Origin of the sequence: Propioniciclava tarda (genome assembly GCF_900182665.1) — a bacterium.
GTDB classification, from domain to species: Bacteria; Actinomycetota; Actinomycetes; order Propionibacteriales; family Propionibacteriaceae; genus Propioniciclava; species Propioniciclava tarda.
Window position 1 is genome coordinate 1 of record NZ_FXTL01000007.1, and the last position, 20025, is coordinate 20025.

The 20025-nt window shown below is 69.9% G+C and carries 24 protein-coding genes and 1 pseudogene; 14 read left to right on the forward strand and 11 right to left on the reverse strand.

Annotation, left to right across the window (positions count from 1 at the left end):
• Window positions 1–330 precede the first annotated feature (330 nt).
• Window positions 331–726, reverse strand: a complete 396-nt coding sequence (locus FN821_RS06810; protein ID WP_131172090.1) for a hypothetical protein — start codon at window positions 724–726, stop codon at window positions 331–333.
• Between the two features lie 175 nt (window positions 727–901).
• Between FN821_RS06810 and FN821_RS15030 the strand changes: the two are divergent.
• From FN821_RS15030 to FN821_RS06830, 5 genes and pseudogenes are all read left to right on the forward strand, one after another.
• Window positions 902–1075, forward strand: a pseudogene (locus FN821_RS15030) (helix-turn-helix domain-containing protein); the annotation flags it as partial.
• A gap of 105 nt (window positions 1076–1180) precedes the next feature.
• A complete protein-coding gene (locus FN821_RS14660; RefSeq protein WP_241660160.1) occupies window positions 1181–1519 on the forward strand; it encodes a helix-turn-helix domain-containing protein in 339 nt (112 codons plus the stop codon).
• Between the two features lie 158 nt (window positions 1520–1677).
• Window positions 1678–2244: a hypothetical protein gene (locus tag FN821_RS06820; RefSeq protein WP_131172088.1), complete on the forward strand. Its 567-nt coding sequence runs from the start codon at window positions 1678–1680 to the stop codon at window positions 2242–2244.
• Window positions 2245–2272: 28 nt separating this feature from the next.
• Complete coding sequence (locus FN821_RS06825) at window positions 2273–2845, forward strand: sortase family protein (protein WP_131172087.1); 573 nt, start codon at window positions 2273–2275, stop codon at window positions 2843–2845.
• An 85-nt stretch (window positions 2846–2930) separates the two neighbouring features.
• Entirely contained in the window at window positions 2931–5324 is a 2394-nt protein-coding gene (locus FN821_RS06830) for a nitric-oxide reductase large subunit (RefSeq protein ID WP_131172086.1), read from the forward strand.
• 16 nt (window positions 5325–5340) lie between these two features.
• Here the strand turns inward: FN821_RS06830 and FN821_RS06835 are convergent, their stop codons facing one another.
• From FN821_RS06835 to FN821_RS06845, 3 genes are read right to left on the reverse strand one after another with little or no spacing between them, the layout of a single operon-like run.
• Complete coding sequence (locus FN821_RS06835; protein ID WP_131172085.1) at window positions 5341–6207, reverse strand: 5-oxoprolinase subunit C family protein; 867 nt, start codon at window positions 6205–6207, stop codon at window positions 5341–5343.
• Window positions 6204–6839, reverse strand: coding sequence for a 5-oxoprolinase subunit B family protein (locus tag FN821_RS06840; protein ID WP_206662048.1), 636 nt, complete (start codon window positions 6837–6839; stop codon window positions 6204–6206). Before FN821_RS06840 ends, FN821_RS06835 begins: the two co-directional genes overlap by 4 nt.
• Window positions 6840–6851: 12 nt before the next feature.
• Window positions 6852–7634, reverse strand: a complete 783-nt coding sequence (locus FN821_RS06845; RefSeq protein ID WP_131172084.1) for a LamB/YcsF family protein — start codon at window positions 7632–7634, stop codon at window positions 6852–6854.
• Between the two features lie 141 nt (window positions 7635–7775).
• Here FN821_RS06845 and FN821_RS06850 point away from each other — a divergent pair, with 141 nt between their 5' ends.
• The 3 genes from FN821_RS06850 (at window position 7776) to FN821_RS06860 (ending at window position 10570) form a co-directional block, all read left to right on the forward strand.
• Window positions 7776–8798 (forward strand): DUF2891 family protein, encoded by a 1023-nt coding sequence (locus FN821_RS06850; protein WP_131172099.1) that lies wholly within the window; start codon window positions 7776–7778, stop codon window positions 8796–8798.
• A 120-nt stretch (window positions 8799–8918) separates the two neighbouring features.
• Complete coding sequence (locus tag FN821_RS06855; RefSeq protein ID WP_131172083.1) at window positions 8919–9749, forward strand: alpha/beta fold hydrolase; 831 nt, start codon at window positions 8919–8921, stop codon at window positions 9747–9749.
• 56 nt (window positions 9750–9805) lie between these two features.
• On the forward strand, window positions 9806–10570 hold the full coding sequence (locus FN821_RS06860) for a spermidine synthase (RefSeq protein ID WP_131172098.1): 765 nt from the start codon (window positions 9806–9808) through the stop codon (window positions 10568–10570).
• Window positions 10571–10594: 24 nt separating this feature from the next.
• On the opposite strand, the gene FN821_RS06865 is transcribed toward FN821_RS06860, so the two are convergent.
• Together FN821_RS06865 and FN821_RS06870 are read right to left on the reverse strand one after the other, a co-directional pair.
• Complete coding sequence (locus FN821_RS06865; protein ID WP_206662047.1) at window positions 10595–11518, reverse strand: EamA family transporter; 924 nt, start codon at window positions 11516–11518, stop codon at window positions 10595–10597.
• Window positions 11519–11590: 72 nt separating this feature from the next.
• Complete coding sequence (locus tag FN821_RS06870) at window positions 11591–11863, reverse strand: hypothetical protein (RefSeq protein ID WP_131172082.1); 273 nt, start codon at window positions 11861–11863, stop codon at window positions 11591–11593.
• A gap of 114 nt (window positions 11864–11977) precedes the next feature.
• Here FN821_RS06870 and pyrE point away from each other — a divergent pair, with 114 nt between their 5' ends.
• Window positions 11978–12520, forward strand: a complete 543-nt coding sequence (gene pyrE, locus FN821_RS06875) for an orotate phosphoribosyltransferase (RefSeq protein WP_131172081.1) — start codon at window positions 11978–11980, stop codon at window positions 12518–12520.
• Window positions 12521–12565: 45 nt separating this feature from the next.
• Window positions 12566–13309: a LemA family protein gene (locus FN821_RS06880; protein WP_131172080.1), complete on the forward strand. Its 744-nt coding sequence runs from the start codon at window positions 12566–12568 to the stop codon at window positions 13307–13309.
• A 181-nt stretch (window positions 13310–13490) separates the two neighbouring features.
• On the opposite strand, the gene FN821_RS06885 is transcribed toward FN821_RS06880, so the two are convergent.
• Together FN821_RS06885 and FN821_RS06890 are read right to left on the reverse strand one after the other, a co-directional pair.
• Window positions 13491–14063, reverse strand: a complete 573-nt coding sequence (locus FN821_RS06885; RefSeq protein WP_131172079.1) for a DinB family protein — start codon at window positions 14061–14063, stop codon at window positions 13491–13493.
• Between the two features lie 49 nt (window positions 14064–14112).
• Window positions 14113–14787 carry a VTT domain-containing protein gene (locus tag FN821_RS06890; RefSeq protein WP_241660158.1) on the reverse strand — a complete coding sequence of 225 codons (675 nt, stop codon included), beginning with the start codon at window positions 14785–14787 and terminating at the stop codon, window positions 14113–14115.
• 34 nt (window positions 14788–14821) lie between these two features.
• Between FN821_RS06890 and FN821_RS06895 the strand changes: the two genes are divergently transcribed.
• From FN821_RS06895 to FN821_RS06910, 4 genes are all read left to right on the forward strand, one after another.
• Complete coding sequence (locus tag FN821_RS06895) at window positions 14822–15472, forward strand: TrmH family RNA methyltransferase (RefSeq protein ID WP_421958047.1); 651 nt, start codon at window positions 14822–14824, stop codon at window positions 15470–15472.
• A gap of 323 nt (window positions 15473–15795) precedes the next feature.
• The gene (locus FN821_RS06900; RefSeq protein WP_131172077.1) at window positions 15796–16353 is read left to right on the forward strand and encodes a hypothetical protein; all 558 of its coding nucleotides are present in this window, start codon (window positions 15796–15798) and stop codon (window positions 16351–16353) included.
• Window positions 16354–16521: 168 nt separating this feature from the next.
• Window positions 16522–17544, forward strand: coding sequence for a class II fructose-bisphosphate aldolase (gene fbaA / locus FN821_RS06905; protein WP_131172076.1), 1023 nt, complete (start codon window positions 16522–16524; stop codon window positions 17542–17544).
• Window positions 17545–17664: 120 nt separating this feature from the next.
• Window positions 17665–17973, forward strand: coding sequence for a ribbon-helix-helix protein, CopG family (locus tag FN821_RS06910; protein WP_131172075.1), 309 nt, complete (start codon window positions 17665–17667; stop codon window positions 17971–17973).
• 138 nt (window positions 17974–18111) lie between these two features.
• Here FN821_RS06910 and FN821_RS06915 read toward each other — a convergent pair whose 3' ends face one another.
• The 3 genes from FN821_RS06915 to FN821_RS06925 form a co-directional block, all read right to left on the reverse strand.
• Window positions 18112–18306, reverse strand: coding sequence for a hypothetical protein (locus FN821_RS06915; RefSeq protein ID WP_131172074.1), 195 nt, complete (start codon window positions 18304–18306; stop codon window positions 18112–18114).
• Between the two features lie 252 nt (window positions 18307–18558).
• Window positions 18559–18753: a hypothetical protein gene (locus FN821_RS06920; protein ID WP_131172073.1), complete on the reverse strand. Its 195-nt coding sequence runs from the start codon at window positions 18751–18753 to the stop codon at window positions 18559–18561.
• A 24-nt stretch (window positions 18754–18777) separates the two neighbouring features.
• Entirely contained in the window at window positions 18778–20010 is a 1233-nt protein-coding gene (locus FN821_RS06925) for a M20 metallopeptidase family protein (RefSeq protein WP_131172072.1), read from the reverse strand.
• Between the last annotated feature and the right edge of the window lie 15 nt (window positions 20011–20025).

The following is a 20025-nucleotide window of genomic DNA, read 5'->3' on the forward strand; positions in this document are numbered from 1 at the left end:
CTGCGGGTGTTGCCATGGCGCTGGTCATGGGATCCGATTCTCCTGTCCCCGCCCCAGCCAAGTTCCGATCAACTCGGGCGTCTCACACGAGTCTGGCGGATAGGGACGGCCGGGTTCACTGCGGCTATCACGTTCGGCATCTAGGGCCCACGGTGGGTCGGTGGCTGAGCTGGTCGAGGCCGCAACCGAAAAGGGCTTCGACAGGCTCAGCCAACGAACGACCGCGCCGGCCGGTTCTTCCCCTGCGGTCGGCGTGCGTCGGGGGCTGTTGGCGGCGGTCGCCGTGGGGGCCCTGAACTCCCCGGCGATCCAGTTGGCCCGGACGACCGATCAGGCGAACTTCTCCACCAGGTCGCGTCCGTTGGCCATGGTCGGGCGGGGCACCTCGAACTGCCAGACGGAGCCGGCGGTGAACGTCACGTCCAGGGGGGCGCTCACCGCGTTCTGCTTGCCCATCGTGATGGACGCCACCTCGCTGCGCGGCACGCGAGCGACAACGTCCTTCGGTTTGAGAACCATCAGCCCGCCGAGGGTCATGAGCAGCAGTTCGTCCGCCGTCAGCGCGAGGAAGCCCTTCATCCCGGTCGTGATCTTCGCGACCGAGCCGGTGCCCATCGCGCTGCCGACTGCCCCTCCGATCGCGCCGGCGACCGCTTGCCCGGCGACGCCCTTGGCCCAGCCCTTGCCGACGATGTTGGTGCCCGCGATGAGCGGGCGTCCGTCCACGGAATCAGGATTCTTCAGGCGGAGAAGGTTACGGATCACCTGATGGCATCTCGACTGGCGAGTAGGCCTCGATCTGGTCGCCGAGCAGGGGGTCAGATTTCATCGGGCGCCGGGGCCGACGTCGGCTGAAGAGAACCCAACGGTCAGCCCTTGCGACCCGAATAGGATGCTTGTCATGTCGGCAGGGAGTCATGAGGAGGGCTCCCTCTCGCGCGCCCGTCGGCGGGTGCTAGACGCGGTCCGCGAGAACGGCGACGCTCCGATCAGTCTTGGCGAACTTTCGGCGCAGACGGGCAGTCACCCCAATACCTTGCGCGAGCACCTGACAGCCCTCATCGATGGCGGTCTCGTGACCTCCGACGCTGCAGTCGATGGCGGTCGGCGCGGGCGACCAGCCCTCCGCTACCGCAGCGTCGCCCCCAAGGCGGACGCGGTCGGTGCGGCCGCAATCGTCATGGCACTCGCGGAGGAGGTGGCCGAACTTCCTGAGGCGGCCTCCGTGGCCCTCCGCGCCGGACGCCGTTGGGCGGCCGTGCTGGACGCCGAGCCCTCGCCTGATCTCCTGGGTCAGCTCACCGCCTTGGGCTTCGACCCGGTCCGCGTCGATGAGGGCATCGTCTTGCGATCGTGCCCTGTCGCCGAGCTGGCGGACGCCGTGCCCGGGGTCATCTGCCGCATGCACCTAGGCGCCCTGCAGGCGTCCGGGGGCAGCGATGCGATCGTCGATCTGGTCGCTTGGGGTCACCCCGACGGCTGCCTGATCAGGACGCCAAGCGAGAGCCGGGGGGCCTAGGTCCGCCTGCGCTGAATCCGATGTCGTCCCCGTGCGCCGCCACGACGCGAAACCCGGCCAGCGAGTTCATGAGGGTGATCGTCTTCAGGTTCCATGGGGGGTGCAGACCAGGCGCAGCGGGCGCCTCAGGACGGTCGAGGATACGACACCGCCGCCAAGTGGGGGCAGGAGACAAGGACGGGAGCGGCTTCGTCACGATCCGGACCCCGGCCGCGAAGGACACGGGCACCGCCATGGTCGTGGCAGACAGGCTGACGAGCCCTGGGCAGACCATCACCGGAGTTTCTTCGGTCGTGGGCTTCAGCTGCGTCGACACCTGGGGGTTGGCCGGAGTTCTCACGGCGGGAACCTGCGACACGACGGCCACCATTGCGGCCACGTGGACCGGGACGCCGCAGTCGGTGTCCCTGGTCACCACCGTTCCCGACGAATTCTTCCTCGTGACCTTATCGATGCAGTTCCAGGGCGCCGGCCCGTGGACGGACACCGCCAAGGTCACCGTCGCAGGACAGTCGTTCGAGACCTCCGCGACGGTCACCGCCTACGAAGCCGGCGGTGGCGCCACCGGGACGACCTCCCAGTCACCGACGCCGTCGGCGACGACGTCCGACACCCCGTCGCCCTCGCCGGCTCCCCGTCCGAGGCCGACCGCGACGCCCCCGCCCATGTCGAAGCCGACCGCCGCGCCGACGCCGGTCAAGCGCAAGGTCGTTCAGAGTGGGTAGTCCCGGCTCGCCGGGTGTTCGTCTGCTGGTGACAGCACTGGCCGTGGTCGGCGCGCTCTCCGGATGCGCCCCGGCCCCGACCGCCGGACCAACCCGATCGCCCGCGGCCAGCGCCGCGGGCGGCGCGGCGTCCCCCTCCCTGGGGTCCCCACCGGGGACGCCTCCGACTGCGGCGTCGCCACCGGCGCCGCCGACGACCGGGACGCCGATAGCCGCGGCGTCCACGGGAATCGTTATCAAAGACCCGATCGGACCTTGCCGCGAGACCGCGACGACGATCGATCCGCCGGCAGATCCCCAGCAGATCTGCGTCTACCACCGCATGCTGATCGGGCACACCCTGCCGCGCGGGGGATCGACCTACCTGTCGGTGCTGGTGGCGCGGCTCAGGGCCGGCGACGTTCTGAGCCTCGCTGGCCGGCCGTACGCGGTGCCCAGCGTCACGAGCATTCCGAAGCGGTCCCTGCCGGAAGGGCTGTACGCGAGCGAGGGCGTCCAACGCCATCTGGTGACGTGCGATCCGGCGTCCGGCTACACGCGGTGGAGCGACGGTCAATTGCACGCCAACAACAACCTCGTCGTGACGTTGGACCCGGCCTGACCGCGCGTCTCGGATGGTTGCCAGCGCACCTCGGGAGGTGAGAGATTATTCACGGAACATTCCGTGAATTAATGTAGGAGTCCTGATGTCTGCACGCGCCGAGGCCCAGCCCGCCCGCGGATTCTCGTCGATCTCCGCCCGGGACCGTCGCTGGTGGATCGCCCTCATCACCGTCGTGGTGGCGTCGTTCGCCGTGCTGCTGTTCATGGGCCAACAGATCAACCAGCACAAGCCGCCCATCCCCGCCACCGTCACCGACGGGTCGACGGTGCTCATGACCCACGACGACATCATGGCCGGGCAGCAGGTCTGGCAGTCGATGGGCGGCCAGCAGATCGGCTCCGTCTGGGGCCATGGCGCCTACGTCGCGCCCGACTGGACCGCCGACTGGCTGCACCGCGAGGTCACCTCCGTCCTGGACACCTACGCCGGCGGCCCGGGCGTCTACGACACGTTGGACGCCGAGAAGCAGGCCGCGCTGAAGGCCAAGCTCAAGCTGGCGATCCGGACGAACACGTACGACGTGGCGTCCGACAAGGTCGTTCTTTCGGCCGAGCGCGTCGCGGCCTGGAAGGCGAACTCGGCCCACTACGCGCAGATCTTCGTCGAGGGCAACGAGCGCTACGCCATCCCGAAGGGCGCCCTGACCGATCCGCAGCAGTTGCAGCAGCTCTCCGACTTCTTCTGGTGGTCGAGCTGGGCGGCGTCCACCAATGCCCCCGACAGCCAGGTGACCTACCTGCAGAACTGGCCGCACGAGCCGCTCATCGACAACGTCCCGACGTCGACCAACATCCTGTGGAGCATCCTGAGCTTCATCCTGTTGCTGGGCGGCATCGCGGGCCTGGTCTGGTACAACCAGGCGTCCGAGACGGGCGAGGCCGAGACGACGATCGACGACGTGCCCGTCGCCGATCCGCTGCTGGGGTACAAGTCGACCCCGTCGCAGCGCGCGACGCTGAAGTACTTCTTCGTGGTCGGGGCGCTGTTCGTCCTGCAGATCGCCATGGGCATCCTCAGCGCTCACTACGGCGTCGAGGGCGGCGCGCTGTACGGCATCCAGATCGACCAGGTCCTTCCGTACGCGGTGGTCCGGACCTGGCACACCCAGCTCGGCATCTTCTGGATCGCCACCGCCTGGCTCGCCACCGGCCTCTACGTCGCGCCAGCGGTCGGCGGACGCGAGCCCAAGCTGCAGCGCGCCGGCGTCAACGTGCTGTTCGGCGCGCTGATCCTGGTCGTGGGCGGTTCGATGGTCGGCCAGTGGCTGTCGATCACCGGCAAGATGGGCCACGGCACGCCCCTGACCTGGTGGTTCGGCACGACGGGCATGGAGTACCTGGATCTGGCCCGCTTCTGGCAGATCGCCCTCTTCGCCGGACTGTTCATCTGGTTCGCGCTCATGGTCCGGGCCATGTGGCCGGCTATCAGCCGCGCCAAGGAGGGCAAGATCGCACCCACGGACGCCGCACCGCTCGCGTCCGGCTCGCAGCGCTCGCTGGTCACCATGCTGCTTGTCAGTTGCCTGGCCATCGCCTCGTTCTTCGGGGCGGCGTTCGGCATGGGCCGCGACACCCACCTGTCGATCATGGAGTACTGGCGCTGGTGGGTCGTGCACCTGTGGGTCGAGGGCTTCTTCGAGGTCTTCGCGACGGTCGTCATCGCGTTCCTGTTCACCCGGCTGGGGCTGATCCGCAGCGCGATGGCCACCACCGCTGTCATCAGTTCAACGACGATCTTCCTCGCCGGCGGCATCATCGGCACGGGTCACCACCTGTACTTCACGGGTGCGAACGACACGGTCATGGCACTGTCGGCGGCGTTCAGCGCCCTCGAGGTCGTGCCGTTGGCGCTGATGGGCTTCGAAGCGTTCAAGCACCTGCGGCTGCTGCGGGTCCGCGAATGGGTGGCCGGCTACAAGTGGGCGATCTACTTCTTCGTCTCGGTGTCGTTCTGGAACATGCTCGGCGCCGGCGTGTTCGGCTTCCTGATCAACCCTCCGATCTCGCTGTACTTCGTCCAGGGGCTCAACCTGACGCCGCTCCACGGTCACACCGCCCTGTTCGGCGTGTACGGCATGCTTGGGATCGGATTGATGCTCTTCTGCGTTCGCAGCCTCATGCCCGGACGCGAGTGGAACGAGTTGCCGCTCAAGATCGGCTTCTGGGCGCTCAACATCGGCCTGTTGATGATGGCCCTGCTGAGCCTCCTGCCGCTGGGACTCGCCCAGGCGTGGGCGTCCATCGAGCACGGCCTGTGGTACGCCCGCAGCTCCGACTTCCTCTACACGCCGTCGCTGACGATCCTGCGTTGGCTGCGGACGCCGGGCGACGTCGTCTTCGCGATCGGCGCCCTGTCGATCGGCGTGTTCATGGTCGGTCTGTTGACCGGCTGGTCGACAAAGCGGGGCGGCCGCAAGGTCGCCCTGGGGTCACCGTTCCGTGAGGATCGCGAGAAGGAGCCGGCCGGGAAGAAATGACGGACGCCGCATCCGATCAGGGACGCCGCACCGCGAACCGGACGCGCGTCCCGGGCACCGCCTGGGAGAGCGCGTCCGCGTCGTTTCGCAGGACGCACGCGATCACGGGGTAGCCGCCCGTGGTGGGGTGATCCGGGCCGAAGACGAGCGGCTGCCCGTCCGCCGGCACCTGGACGGCGCCGCGCATGAGCCCCTCACTAGGGAGTTCGTCCTGCCGGACGCGGGTCAGCGTCGGCCCGGACAGCCGGGTGCCCACCCGGTCGCTCGCCTGCAACACCTCCCACGTGGCCGTGTCGAGCAGGTCGATCGCCTCCGGGGTGAACCAGTCGTCGCGCGGGCCGAGCGCGACCCGCAGCACGAGCTCGTCGAGCCCGCGGCGTCCGGACGCCAGGTCGGTGTCGCCGAGCGGTCCGGCGACGTCGCTGCCGACAACGAGTTCAGCGCCGGACGCCAGCGGCGCCGGTCCCAGCCCGGTCGTCGGGTCGGAACTGAGGCTGCCGAAGACGCGGCGTCCGTCGAGGCCGCCGCGCACGGCCAGGTAGCAGCGGAGGCCGCGCGTCGGCGTCCCGAGGTCGAGGCGGGAGCCCTGGGGGAGCGCGACCGGCGCGTACTGGGCGGCGGGGCGTCCGTCGACGAGCAGGGGAGCTTCGGCGCCGGTCAGCGCGACCATGATCGGCTGCAGCGCCGTCAGCGACAGGCCGCCGAGCAGGACCTCGAGTCCCGCGGCGCCCTCGGCGTTGCCGAGCAACCGGTTGGCGAGGGTCAGAGCGGCGCGGTCCCACGCGCCGGACGCCGTGACGCCGAGGCGGGCGTGGCCGGGGCGCCCGAGGTCCTGGATCAGGGTCAGGACGCCGGGGCGATCGACGCGCAACGCCCGGCTCATCGTGGGCCCTCGACGAAGCGAACGCGGCGTCCGGGGCTGAGCAGGGCGGGTGGCGTCCGGTCGGCGTCGAAGAGGACGGCGTCCGTCGTGCCGATGATCCGCCAGCCGCCGGGCGACGGGCTCGGATAGACGCCGGTGAAGGAGCCCGCCAGGGCGACCGAGCCGGCCGGGACGCGCGTCCGGGGGGTGGCCAGGCGGGGCACGTCGAGGCCGCCGGCGTCGCCGGTCAGGTAGCCGAAGCCGGGCATGAAGCCGGCGAAGTCGACCGTCCAGAGTTGGGCGGTGTGGCGTCGGACGACCTCGGCGGGGACGATGCCGAGGTGGGCTGCGACGTCGGCGAGGTCGGGTCCGTTGTAGTGGACGGTGATGTCGATCGGTTGGCCTGCGTCCGGGGCGGTGACGGGGAGGGCGTCCACGTCGATGCTCCGCAGTCGGGCGACGGCGTCCGCGCGGTGGGCTTCGGTGGCGAAGGTGAGCAGCAGGGTCTGAAGCGCGGGGACGAGGTCGACTAAGCCGGTCGGTGGGGAGGCCTGGAGCGCCGCGTCCAGGGCCCGGCGGCGATCCTGGGTGCCGAGGTCAACGAGAACCGCGTGGTCGCCGCAGGGTCTGATCGAGTCTGGCGTTAACAGCACGTTCACACGCCCCTACGGGTAGACGGACGTGCTGTTAACGCCCGTGGGTGCGAACGGTGCCAGGCCCACGCCCTCGTCGAGTAGTGCTCGCCGCACCGCACGGGCGATCGCGACGGCGTCCGGGGTGTCACCGTGGACGCACAGCGACCGGGCGGGGACGGCGATCTCCGAGCCGTCGACGGCGGTGAACGTCCCGGTCCGGGCGAACCGGACGACGCGCGCGGCGATGGCGTCCGCATCGTGCAGGACGGCGCCGGGCTCGGACCGCGGGACCAGGGTGCCGTCGGGGGAGTAGGCGCGGTCGGCGAAGGCCTCGCCGACCGACTCCAGGCCCGCGGCGTCCGCGAGCCGCAGCGCGAACGATGCGGGCAGGCCGAGCAGGGCGATGCGTCCGAACGCTGCGACCGCCCGGACGACGGCGGCGGCCTGCTCCTCGTGGTGGGCGATCGCGTTGTACAGCGCGCCGTGCGGCTTGACGTAGGTGACCCGGACGCCGACGCGTCCGGCGAGCTCGGCGAGGGTCGTGAGCTGCTCGGTCACGTCGTCGGCCAGGGTCGAGGGGTCGAGGTCGAGGAAGGTCCGGCCGAAGTTGGCGCGGTCGCGGTAGCTGACGTGCGCCCCGACGGCCACGCCGCGTTCGGACGCCGCCCGGCAGGTCGCGAGCATCGTGGCTGCGTCCCCGGCGTGGAAGCCGCACGCGATGTTGGCCGAGGTGACGACGCCGAGGAGGGCTGCATCGCTCGCGCTCAGCCCGTCGGCGCCTTCGCCGAGGTCGGCGTTGAGGTCGAGGAGCATGCCCGAAGGATCCACCGCTCGGACGCCGCTTGTCACGTTTGCCGACGGTGACGTCTCCGGACCGGCGAGATTCTGTTGCGCTGACTGGATCGGTGGACCGGTCGGGCGACCTCACCGGTGCGGCATGCTGGACGGGTGGCGATGAGCGACGTGGTGGTGAGGCATGCCGATGGCTGGGCGGCGACGGTCTTGCACGCGCTGGCGACCGAGTACCCGTCGGCGGCGGGGCACCTGGCGCTCGGGCCGGACGACACCGACGTCCGGCCTGCTTGGCTGCACCCGGCGTTCTGGGGCTGCCTGGACTGGCACTCGTCAGCGCACATGCAGTGGTCGGCGGTGACGCTGCTGGCGTCCGGGCACCTGTCCCGGCCGACGGCGGACGCGCTCGTCGACGTGCTCAATGAGCGCCTGACAACGCCGAACATCGAGGTTGAGGTCGACTATCTGCGCGCGCATCCCGGCTTCGAGCGGCCCTACGGCTGGGGCTGGGCGGCCCTGCTGGCGTCGTCCGTGTGCCGCGTCGCCGAGGCGCCGGGGCCGCTGTCCGACCCGGCGGCTGGTTGGGCGACCGCCCTGCGTCCGCTGGCGGACGTGATCGTCGAGCACACCCTGGCCTGGCTGCCGAAGCAGGCCTACCCGGTGCGGTCCGGCGTCCACGACAACACGGCCTTCGGGCTCGGTCTGCTCTTCGACGCGGCTTCGGCCTTCGGACGCCACGACGTCGCCTCCGCGATCGGGGCGAGGGCGCGCGACTGGTTCGGACGCGACCGCGACTACCCGGCGTCCTGGGAGCCGAGCGGCAGCGACTTCCTGTCGGCCGCCCTCTGCGAGGCGGACCTGATGCGTCGCGTCCTACCGACCGTCGAGTTCGCGCCCTGGCTCACAGGCTTCCTGCCCGGCCTGGCGTCCGACGGCGACAACCTGCTCACGATTCCCGAGGTCCTCGACCGTACCGACGGCAAGATCGTCCACCTCGTCGGGCTCGCGCTCAGCCGGGCGGCCATGCTGCGGCCCCTCGCGCCGTTCGTGGACGCCGATGCAGCGGCCCGCATCGCGGCCGCCGCAGCCGCCCAGGTCGACTCGGCCCTGCCCGAGATCGACGCCGGCGACTTCATGGCGACCCACTGGCTGGTGTCGTTCGCGCTGCTGGCCGAAGGGGCCTGACGGCGTCCGAGGCTGCGCGCCCCTGTAAGACGTGACCGGGCTGGGACACCAACTCCTTGAGGGAGCGCGGCGGCCCGGCCTAGGGTCGAGGTGCACCGTCCCAACGACAGGAGGCCACCGATGCCCGAGTTCACCATTCCCGGCGACACGCCTGTGACCTTGCACTACACCGACTCCGGCGGCGAGGGCCGTCCCGTGGTCCTGATCCACGGCTGGCCGCTGTCGGGCCGCGCGTGGGACGCCAACGTCGGCGCGCTCACCGAGCTGGGGCATCGCGTGATCACCTACGACCGCCGCGGCTTCGGCCAGTCGTCCAAGCCCGAGGACGGCTACGACTACGACACGCTGGCGTCCGACCTGAACGACCTGCTGACTGAGCTGGACCTGCACCGCGCCATCCTCGTCGGGTTCTCGATGGGGGCGGGCGAGGTGGCCCGCTACCTCGGCACCTACGGCGGCGGACGCCTCGCGGGCGCTGTCCTCGCCGCGGGCATCACACCCGGGCTGGGCATCACGGACGCCAACCCGAACGGCGCCGGGCCGCAGGAGTTCTTCGACGGACTCGCCGACCAGTGCGCCGCGGATCGAGAGGGCTTCCTGGACGGCTTCATGCACACGTTCTTCAGCACCCCGACCGGTCAGAAGGTGCCCGAGGAGGAGGTCCAGAAGGCGCTCGCGATCGCGGCCCAGGGCTCGCACACTGCGCTGCCCGCCTGCATCCGGATCTGGAGCACCGACTTCCAGGAGGACCTGCGCGACTGTCCGGTTCCGTTGCTCGTCATCCACGGCGACGGAGACCAGAACGTGCCGTTCGAGAAGTCGGCGGCGCGCATCCACGAGTACGCCCCGAACGCCTTCCTCGACCGCATCCCGGACGGCCCCCACGGCATCAACGTGAGCGACGCCGACCGCTTCAACGCCTCGCTGGCGTACTTCATCGACAGGATGTGACGCCCGCCGACGAGCGGCTCCAGCCCGACCCGTTCACGCCCGGCGCCTTCCGGGTGATGTTCGGCGGGACGGCCCAGAGCTACGTCGACCCGTCCGACCCGGAGCGGCTCGAGTTCGAGTACGTCCAGCGCCTGTGCGAGGCGCTGGACGCGACCGTGCTGGCGCGTCCGGACGGCGAACGCGTGCGGGTCATCCATCTCGGCGGCGCTGGCATGACGATCCCGCGATGGGTCGAGACGAGGCGTCCGCACACTGCGCAGATCGTCTGCGAGCCGGACGCGGACCTGGTCGCGGAGGTTCGCCGCAAGGTGCCGCTGCCGCGACTGTCGGGCATCAAGATCCGCGAGGTCGGCGGACGCGAGGGGCTCGCCGCGATGCCGGTCGACTACGCGGACGCCGTCGTCCTGGACGCCTACGCCGACGCTCATGTGCCGGCGGAGCTGACGACGGGGGAGTTCTTGGACGAGGCTTCGTCCCGGCTGCGGCAAGGGGGTTTGTTCGCCGCCAATGTCACCGACAAGGCGCCGTTCTACTGGGCGAAACGGTTCGTCGGCGGGGTCGCGGAGCGGTGGGCGTCCGTTGCTGTCAGCGCCGAGGCGGCCGTCTGGAAGGGACGCCGCTTCGGCAACCTCGTCGTCCTGGCGTCCAACGCCCCGCTGCCGACCGATGACCTGGCTCGGACGGCCGCCAGGGCGGCCTTTCCCTACCGCGTGATGGCCGGACGCGAGCTGCGCCGCTGGATCGGTGGCGCTCAAGCCTGGTCGGACGCCGACGCGTCCTCCTCCCCGGAGCCGCCGGGCGGCAAGGGGTGGTTCTCCTAGGGCGGAATTCCGGCCGGAGGATCGTCAACGACCGCGACGCTCGGTGGCGATGACGAGCGCGACGCCGGCGACGATGATCGCGCCACCCAGCAGCTCCCGGACGCCGAAGGGCTCGCTGAGCAGCGCCCACCCGAGCAGTACCGCGATGATCGGGTTCACGTAGGCGTAGGTCGTCACCAGCGACACCGGCGCACGCTGGATCAGCCAGGCGTACGCGGTGAAGGCGATGAGCGAGCCCGCCACGAGCAGATACACCAGCGCGAACCAGGCGTCCGCGCCGACCTGGCCGAGCCGCAGCATGCCGACCTCGCCACGGCCGAGCCCGATCAGGGTGAGCATCACGCCGCCGGCGATCATTTGATACACCGAGCTCACGAACGGATTCGCTGGCATCACCGACCGCCCCGCGTAGAACGATCCGGCGGCCCAGGTCAGCGCTCCGGCCGCCACGAGCAGCGATCCCACGAGCGGCGCCGCCTTGGACGCCCCCGGCGCGAGCAGCACCGCCAGTCCGGCGAAGCCGCACAGGACGCCAGCCACCGTTGGCAGCGCCGGACGCTCCCCGGTGGCCGCTCGCATCACCACGATGATCAATGGGACGAGCGCGACCAGCAGCGCTGCCACCCCGGACGCCACCCCAAAGGTCGGGGTCTCGGCCAACGACACGAACCCGTTGCCGCCCATCAGCAGGACGCCGACCAGGGCGCTGTTGCGCAGCTGGGCGAGCGTCACGCGCAGCGATCCCGGACGCGTCAGCGCCAGAATCACCCCGAGGATCAGCCCGCCCGCCAAGAACCGGACGCCCGCGCTCAGCAGCGGCGGCAGGTCGCGCACGACGACCCGGATCGCGAGGTAGGTCGACCCCCACACCACGTAGACGATGGCGAGCGCCACCCACACGGCCAGCCGCGAGGTGGGGCGGGGCAGGGCCGAGGCGTCCGTGGTCACCGGGACAGGGTAATGGCGGCGGAAGCGGAGGCCTGCACGGTGGCGGGCCCCCGCCTCCGCCTGGGGGTGGGCTTAGCCTTCGACGCCCATGGGACCAACGGCGTCCGGGCGGGTGAGCAGTTGGTAGGCGCTGAGCGCAGCCAGGATCGGAGCCACCTGGGCCAGCAGCCCCAGCACCGTAACGAGAACGGAGGCGTTCGCCGAACCCACGGCGTCCATCACCCGCGGTGTAGCCGCCGTACCCGAACACGTACAAGGCCCCAGCCCGGCCAAGGCACGGACCAAAGGGCTCCGCGTCTGCGGCGGGGCCGCGGCACTGTGGGTCTGCACGCGGGTCTCGGTCATGGTGTCCTCCTTGCCGTGAGCCCGACGCTAGGCGCCGTCCAACCCGCCACATCAGGCGTCGTCGCCCCGGGGGAGGCCGTCCCCGGGCAGGGCACCGCCGCTAGGGTGAGGGCCATGTCCGACCGCACCGAGCTCATCGAGCAGATCAAGAACCTGGCCGTCGTCCACGGACGGGTCACGCTGGCGTCCGGTCAGGAAGCCGACTACTACATCGACCTGCGCCGGGTGACCCTGGACGGCGTCGCGGCCCCCCTCGTCGGACGCGTCATGCGCGACCTCACCGCCGACTGGGCATTCGAGGCCGCTGGCGGACTGACCCTCGGCGCCGACCCGGTCGCTGTCGCGATGTTGCACGCCGCGGCAGCCGACGGCGAACGACTGGACGCCTTCGTGGTCCGCAAGTCCGCCAAGGGCCATGGCATGCAGCGCCAGATCGAGGGGACGCCGGTGCAGGGGCGTCCGGTCTTGCTCGTCGAGGACACCTCGACGACCGGCGGCTCGGTCATGACCGCGGTCGAGGCGGTCCGCGAGGCGGGCGGCAACATCGTCGGAGTGGCCGTCATCGTCGACCGGGACACGGGCGCGCGCGAGCGGATCGAGGCCGAAGGTCTGGCGTACCGCGCGGCCTTCGGCCTGGCCGACCTCGGCCTGGCCTAGGCACGCCCGTTAGGCTGGCACTGCAACCCCCCGGAAGGACGAACCATGCAAGCTATCGGCTGGATCCTGTTGATCCTGGTCATCCTCGTCGTCGCGGCCGTTCTGTGGGCCGTCGGCGCCTACAACGGCTTCATCAAGCAGCGGAACCTGATCCAGGAGTCGTGGCGTCAGGTCGACGTGGAGCTGAACCGTCGCTACGAGCTCATCCCGAACCTGGTCGAGACCGTTCGCGCCTACGCGGCGCACGAGCGCAACACACTCGAAGAGGTCACCCGCCTGCGCAACCAGGCTGCCGCGCTCGCGCAGTCGGCCGGGGGCGGTTCTGCCACCACCCAGCGTGCTGAGGTCGAAAGCGCCTTGTCGGGTGCCGTTCACAACCTGCTCGTCTCCGTCGAGGCCTACCCCGAGCTGCGCAGCAACCAGAACTTCCTCGAGCTGCAGCGCGAGCTGACCGACACCGAAGACCGCATCGCCGCCGGACGCCGCTTCTACAACGCCAACGTCCGCAACTACAACACGCGCGTCGAGTCGATCCCGAGCAACATCATCGCCAACAGCTTCAAGTTCGAGAAGGCGGCGTACTTCGAGGTCAACGATCCGGCCGTCCGCAAGGCGCCCGACGTCAACTTCGGCGAGATCAGCTACCGCGGCGAGCCGGCTCCGATCAACGAGCCGTCCCGCGATCCCAAGCCGGCGATCCCGGCGTCCGATCCGGACGCGCTGCCCAATCCGCAGTCCTACCAGCAGCCCCCGACGGCCCCGGGCGGCTACGCCCCGCCGCAGTCCTAGGCTGAGTCTGCTCTGCCCCGCGCGCTGGCGCGGGGCAGAGTTCGTTAACGCGTTGGACGCCGTCGGCGCGGGTCGGCGCGTTTCCCGGGTCGGATGCCGAGGGCTGCGACAGGCTCAGCCAGCTTGGTCTGTGAGCTCGCCAGGTCCCCGAGCTTGTCGAAGGGTCGTTCCTGAGCTTGGGTCAGCGCCCCTGCGGCGTCCAAGAGGGGTCACGCCCGATGAGGGCGATCAGCTTGTCCTGGACGGGTCCGTCCTCGGCGACCGGCTGCGGCGTCCCGAACTGGCCGGACTCGTGCAGCGCCGGGCCCATCGCCCTCATGCCTTCATAGATGTTCCTCGCGAAGTCCTCGTCCAGGTCGGGCGCCTGGCCGGACGCCGTCGCCAGATCCCACGAGTGCATGAACACGTCCGCCGTGTAGAACTGGTCGATCAGGTGCTGCAGCGGCATGGCCCCGAACATGGTCGTCTCGACGATCTCGGATGCCTTGGGCGCGTCCAGGAGGGCCTGCACGGCGTCCGACTGGGCCGCGAACCGGCCCGCGGGGCTGTCGGCGTCGGCTACCTGCAACTCGACCCCGGCGATGTGTTGCAGGAAGCCCGGCAGCCAACCGAGGTGCTCGACGACGCCGGCCGCATCCCATTCGGCGACGGGGGAGGGGGCGTCCCAGTTCTGGACGCCGTCGATCAGACGTGCGAAACGGCCCGCGATCAGGCGATGACGGTCGGACGGTGTTGCGTCGGTGAGCTGGGACATGGTGCCTCCTGCTAGGAAAGCAGCCACGCTAGCCGGGGCGTCCGACAATTCACACCCGGGCCTTGCGCCGCTCGTTCCAGATCTCGTACACCATCGGCAGCACGGAGAACACCACGATCAGGATCAGCGCGATCTCCAGGTTGTCGCGGATGAAAGCGACGTTGCCCAAGAAGAACCCGAGCAGCGTGACGCCGATGACCCACGCGACGCCGCCGAGGGCGGTCCACTTGATGAAGTGCCGGAAGGTCATGCCGGACGCCCCGGCGACCATCGTCACGAAGGTACGGACCAGCGGGACGAATCGTCCGAGCACGAGGGCCTTGGCCCCGTAGCGCTCGAAGAAGGCGTGTGAGTCGTCCAGGTGCTTTTGGCTGAAGATCTTGCCGACGAAGCCCGGCCGCGGCTTGAACAGCCACGGCGAGATCTTGAGCCCGACCCAGTAGCCCACGACGTTGCCGAGGACGGCCGCCACCAGCAGGATCGCCAGCGCGACGAGCAGGGTGCCGATCTCGTTGAGCCCGAAGAGCCGGATGCCCGCCGCCTGGGCGATGAACATGCCGACCGCGAACAACAGCGAGTCACCCGGCAGGATCGGGAAGATCGCGCACTCGGTGAAGATGATGAGCGCTGACACGGCGAGGAAGGCCGGGCCGAACGTCTGGAAGAGCCAGACCGGGTCCATGAAGCCGCCGGCGAGCGGGATGAGTGCGGGGATCAGGTTCACGCGCTAGACGATACCGTGGGCGTCCGTGGGGACCCTGAGCGACGACGAGGTGGCGGCTGTGAGCAGCCCCGGGGTCGGTCCGCATCCCGAGCCCTGGCCGGACGATCCCCGCCTCGATCCCGACCTGCTCCGCGACGGCGATCGTCGTAACGTGGTTGACGAGTACCGCTACTGGAGGGTTGAGGCCATCGTCGCCGACCTGGACCGGCGCAGGCCTCCGTTGCACGTCGCCATCCAGAACTGGGAGCACGATTTCAACATTGGCTCGATCGTGCGGACCGCGAACGCCTTCAACGTGGCCGGCGTCCACATCCTCGGACGCCGCCGCTGGAACCGTCGCGGCGCCATGGTGACCGACCGGTACCTGCACGTGTCCCACCACGAGTCCGTCGCCGATTTCGTCGCCTGGGCGGACGCCGCCGGCGTCAGTTTGATCGGCGTCGACAACCTGCCGGGCAGCGTGCCGCTGGAGTCGGCCCAGCTCCCTGAGCGCTGCTGCCTCGTCTTCGGATCGGAGGGTCCGGGGCTGACGTCCGATGTGGTGGACGCCTGCGCGGCGCTCGTGGCCATCACCCAGCACGGCTCCACCCGGTCGATGAACGCGGGCGCCGCGGCGGCCATCGCCATGTACCACTGGAACCTGCAGCACCCAGCTCCGCCGAGGGACGGGCAGATCTCTCGTTAGCCTGTCGAACCGTCGAGCCCCGAGCGCTTGGTTGGCAAACCAGGGAGATTCGTTGCCTGAGCTTGTCGAAGCTCGAGCCGTCGGTGGCGAACGTCAGGGCAGCTCCGAGAAGCAGTGGCCTTTCGTTGGCAAGGCAGTCGGAGTACCCCATCGGGACAGGCTCAGCCAACGACTACCTGCTTGATCGGCAAACGACTGGCCCCCTGGCGGAGCCAACGAATTGCCCCCGGGGATCAGTGGTTCACCCGCTCTGACAGAGGCGTCCGACGTGGCTCCCACTTGTCACGCACGACGCCACGGACGCTCCCGACTACGCTGAGGCCGTGACCACCGACGCCCCTGTCTCCGCGCCGCCGCCGGCGAGCGTCGTCGAGTACCCGGTGTTCTTCGTGCCCGAGCTGGCCCGCCAGCACGTGCGGGCGGCGTCCAGGAACCGCACCTGGCGGATCGTGTCGACCGTCATCTCGCTGGGGATCACGTTCGCCATCTACTGGTTCTTCCGCGAGCAGCTGGGCGCCTTGACGTGGCCCGTGGTCGCGATCAGCGCTGCCCTGCCGCTGGCGTACCTCATCTGGGCCATCGTCGGCGAGGTCGCGGTGCGGCACTCCGCGCGAACCGTCCACGACGGCCTGGCCCTCGGCGTCGGGCGCGAGGGCGTGGGCACGGCGTCCGGCTGGTGGGGCTGGGACGCGATCGCCGCGGTCCGGGCGCGCAGCCGCCGCTTCGGCCGCTCGGACGATCTGATCGTCGAGGCGAAGGACGGGCGCCAGGTTGCGTTGCCGCTCGCGTTCCTGTCCGACAAGCCGGCCACCATCGACAGCGCCATCCGGGCCCTGTCGAACGGACGCGTCCGGGTCGACTTCTCCAAACTGGACGCCTGACCCGCTGGCGTCCGTCGGCTGGCAAAGCCCACGTTCGGTCTGTTTGATCGGTTCGCGTTCCCGGCAGATGGCCCTCATCGACGCGCGCTCGCGGGGTTTGATTGAATGGTGCCGTTGCGGCGTCCGCTTCTACCCGAGGCGGGCCAGACTCGACTCCGAGGAGACACCATGCCCATTGCAACCCCCGACGCCTACGCCGAGATGCTGGACCGTGCGAAGTCCAAGGGCTTCGCGTACCCCGCGATCAACGTCACGTCGTCCCAGACCTTGAACGCGACCATCAAGGGCTTCGCGGACGCCGGCTCCGACGGCATCATCCAGTTCTCGACGGGCGGCGCCGAGTTCGCCTCCGGCCAGTACGTCAAGGACATGGTCACCGGCGCCGTCGCGCTGGCCGAGTTCGCGCACGTGGTCGCCGCCAAGTACCCGGTGAACATCGCGATCCACACCGACCACTGCCCCAAGGACAAGCTGGACACCTACGTGCGTCCGCTCATGGCGATCTCCGCCGAGCGCGTCAAGAACGGCCGTGACCCGCTGTTCAACTCACACATGTGGGACGGCTCCGCGGTCAGCCTGACCGAGAACCTCCAGATCGCCGAGGAACTGCTGAAGCAGTCGGCGTACAACAAGCAGATCCTCGAGGTGGAGATCGGCGTCGTCGGCGGCGAAGAGGACGGCGTCGCGGCCGAGATCAACGACAAGCTCTACAGCACCCCCGAGGACGCCATCGCGACCGCCGAGGCCCTCGGCCTGGGCGAGAACGGCCGCTACATGACGGCCTTCACCTTCGGCAATGTGCACGGCGTGTACAAGCCGGGTGCGGTCAAGCTGCGTCCCGAGATCCTCAAGGAGATCCAGGACGCCGTGGCGGCCAAGTTCGGCAAGGCGCGTCCGTTCGACATGGTCTTCCACGGCGGCTCGGGCTCCTCGGAGCAGGAGATCGCGGACGCCGTCTCCTACGGCGTCGTGAAGATGAACGTCGACACCGACACCCAGTACGCGTTCACGCGTCCGGTGGCCGACTGGATGCTCCGCAACTACGACGGCGTCCTCAAAGTCGACGGCGAGGTAGGCAACAAGAAGCAGTACGACCCGCGCGCCTGGGGCAAGATGGCCGAGAACGCCATGACCGCCCGCGTCATCCAGGCCTGCAAGGACCTCGGCTCGGTCGGCACCTCCGCCCAGTAGTCGGACGCCCCGCAGCGTTGAACTCGGACCCGCCGCCCTGTGGGCGGCGGGTCCGCTGGTCTTCCACAGCCCGGACGCCGTCGCTGCGCCCTTGTCGGGGTCCTGGTGAAGACTGGTGGGATGCGAACCCCACCTGCAATCTCGTTGCGAACCCCCATCGGTCGTTACGTCGACACCGAGAAGGAGGTCGTTCTCCTGCCCAACGGCGAACGGCTGACCGAGCAGATCATCGACGAGATCGTCGCCGACGTTCACGCCCAGCTGGGGCGTCCGTCGTTGACCGCACCCGGACGCCGCTCGCCCGTCGTCTCGCTGCGCTTCGCGCAGGAGACCTACGACAAACTCGACAGGCGGGCCGCCGCGCAGGGGCGTCCTCGCTCGGCGCTGATCCGGGATGCCGTGGCGGCGTACTTGGCGAACACGGCCTGAACCTCCGCCGTGCTGGAATGCCGCTGTCGACGGCGGAGCGCGCGCACGGAGCCGACCTTCGTCCGGTTTGCCTACGTCCGGACGTCGGCATAGTGGACAAGCCTCGGCTCCGCCCCAGGCAGGCGCGCGTCGAGGACTCTAGGTCTGTCGGAGCTCAGCCAGGACCTCGTCGCTGACGGTCCCATCGGCCTCCTTCGGGGTGAAGTTGGACGACCGCGTCCACTCGCTGTCGCAGCCCAGGCACTCGAAGACGCGCTCTCCGTCACGCACCTTCTTGGTGGCGACCCATTCGCAGGTTTCGTCGCACGGGTTCGACTTCAGGGGGCGCGCCATGGCGCCGATGATGCCACGTGAGTGGCGTCAGACCCAGAACAGGTACTGCAGACCCAGCATGAACGCCGCGCTCAGAGCGGACATGATGGCGGCCTCGGCCTGCTGCAGACGCCGACCCTGCGGAGCACGGGGACCAGGCGTCGTCCGGGTAAGCCTGTGAACTGCCGAACGGCGGAGGGCGCGGTCGCCAACGGCGGCGGAGGCGTCCGGTACTGCCGGGCGAACATGCGCCCGGGCGCGGGGTGGCTCGAGCTAGCGCTTCTCGAGCTCGGCCTGCACGGAAGCGCCGATCGAGCCGTCCAGGTTGCGCGGTGTCCAGCCGGCCGAGCGCACCCACTCGCTGCCGCAGCCGGCGCACGCGAAGACGAGTTCGGCGTTGCGCACCTCACCGTTCGGACGCCAGTCGCAGGTCTCGTTGCAGGGGTTGACCTTCAGGGAGTGCGGCATGCCGTCGATCCTGCCAGAGTCACCTCAGCCGCGCGTCGTCGAAAGTTCTCTCAGGGACGCCGTCGCGATCCGGACGAACGCCGCGACCGCCCCGGCCAGCGCGGAGTCATCGAAGGTGGCCGTCTCGGAGTGGTTGAAGGTCGCGTCCTCCAGCCGAGCGGTCGGGGGGACGGCCGAGTAGAAGACGAACGCGCCGGGGACGGCGTCCAAGACCTTCGAGAAGTCCTCGGAGCCCATCAGTGGAACGTCCATGGACGCGACCCGATCGGCCCCGAAGAGGTCGCTGAGTTCGGCCAGGATGAACGCGGCGGCGTCCGGGTCGTTGACCGTGGGCGGGAAGCCGGGCTGCCAGTCGACCTCGGCGCGGCAGCCGTGCGCGTCCGCGATCTGCCGGACGACCTGGGGAAACACGATGGACGCCGTCGCGAGTGACTCCTTGGACAGGGTGCGCACGGACGCCTCGAGGTGGCAGCGCTCCGGGATCACGTTGGGCGCCTGGCCGGCGGTGGCGACGCCGACGGTGATCACGACCGGGTCGAAGACCGAGAACTTGCGGGTGGCGACCGTCTGCAGCGACGTGATGATCTCGGCCATCACCGGCACCGGATCATTCGAGCCCCACGGCGTGGAGCCGTGGCCGCCGCGTCCGATGATGTCGACGAGCATGTTGTTGGTGCCGGCCATGATCGTGCCGGGACGCGTCCACCAGTGACCGGTCGGGATCATCGCCGACGTGGCGTGCAGGCCGAACGCGCGGTCGACGCGGCGGCCGGCGGCGTCCAGGACGCCCTCGTCGATCATCAGCTGCGCGCCGGAGACGAGCACCTCCTCGGCGGGCTGGAACATGAAGACGATGTCGCCGGGTAGCTCGTCCTTGATCGTGCACAGCGCCTTGGCGGCGCCGGCGAGGGTGGCGGTGTGCAGGTCGTGGCCGCAGGCGTGCATGCGGCCGTCGATGGTGGAGGCGAACGGCTGCCCCGTGTTCTCGCGGACCGGCAGGGCGTCCATGTCGCCCCGCAAGAGAATGATCGGACGCCTCGCGAGGTCGGCGTCCGCCTTGCCTCCGCGCAGCACCGCGGTGACGGACGTCAACTGGCGGCCCAGGGTGATCTCGAGCGGCAGCCCGGCGAGGGCGTCCAGGACGCGGCGCTGGGTGACCGGCAGGTCGGTGCCGAGTTCGGGGTGAGCGTGCAGGTCGTGGCGCAGTTCGGTGACGAAGTCGAGCACGTCGAGCGAGAGAGCGTGGGCGTCGATCATGGGCCCATCCTGCCC

Coding starts and splice junctions, on each gene's coding strand:
- FN821_RS14660 (WP_241660160.1), top strand. CDS start 1,181: ATGGCACTCGCGGAGGAGGTGGCCGAACTTCCTGAGGCGGCCTCCGTG.
- FN821_RS06830 (WP_131172086.1), top strand. CDS start 2,931: ATGTCTGCACGCGCCGAGGCCCAGCCCGCCCGCGGATTCTCGTCGATC.
- FN821_RS06835 (WP_131172085.1), bottom strand. CDS start 6,207: ATGAGCCGGGCGTTGCGCGTCGATCGCCCCGGCGTCCTGACCCTGATC.
- FN821_RS06845 (WP_131172084.1), bottom strand. CDS start 7,634: ATGCTCCTCGACCTCAACGCCGACCTCGGCGAAGGCGCCGACGGGCTG.
- FN821_RS06850 (WP_131172099.1), top strand. CDS start 7,776: ATGAGCGACGTGGTGGTGAGGCATGCCGATGGCTGGGCGGCGACGGTC.
- FN821_RS06855 (WP_131172083.1), top strand. CDS start 8,919: ATGCCCGAGTTCACCATTCCCGGCGACACGCCTGTGACCTTGCACTAC.
- FN821_RS06860 (WP_131172098.1), top strand. CDS start 9,806: ATGTTCGGCGGGACGGCCCAGAGCTACGTCGACCCGTCCGACCCGGAG.
- FN821_RS06870 (WP_131172082.1), bottom strand. CDS start 11,863: ATGACCGAGACCCGCGTGCAGACCCACAGTGCCGCGGCCCCGCCGCAG.
- pyrE (WP_131172081.1), top strand. CDS start 11,978: ATGTCCGACCGCACCGAGCTCATCGAGCAGATCAAGAACCTGGCCGTC.
- FN821_RS06880 (WP_131172080.1), top strand. CDS start 12,566: ATGCAAGCTATCGGCTGGATCCTGTTGATCCTGGTCATCCTCGTCGTC.
- FN821_RS06885 (WP_131172079.1), bottom strand. CDS start 14,063: ATGTCCCAGCTCACCGACGCAACACCGTCCGACCGTCATCGCCTGATC.
- fbaA (WP_131172076.1), top strand. CDS start 16,522: ATGCCCATTGCAACCCCCGACGCCTACGCCGAGATGCTGGACCGTGCG.
- FN821_RS06910 (WP_131172075.1), top strand. CDS start 17,665: ATGCGAACCCCACCTGCAATCTCGTTGCGAACCCCCATCGGTCGTTAC.
- FN821_RS06915 (WP_131172074.1), bottom strand. CDS start 18,306: ATGGCGCGCCCCCTGAAGTCGAACCCGTGCGACGAAACCTGCGAATGG.
- FN821_RS06920 (WP_131172073.1), bottom strand. CDS start 18,753: ATGCCGCACTCCCTGAAGGTCAACCCCTGCAACGAGACCTGCGACTGG.
- FN821_RS06925 (WP_131172072.1), bottom strand. CDS start 20,010: ATGATCGACGCCCACGCTCTCTCGCTCGACGTGCTCGACTTCGTCACC.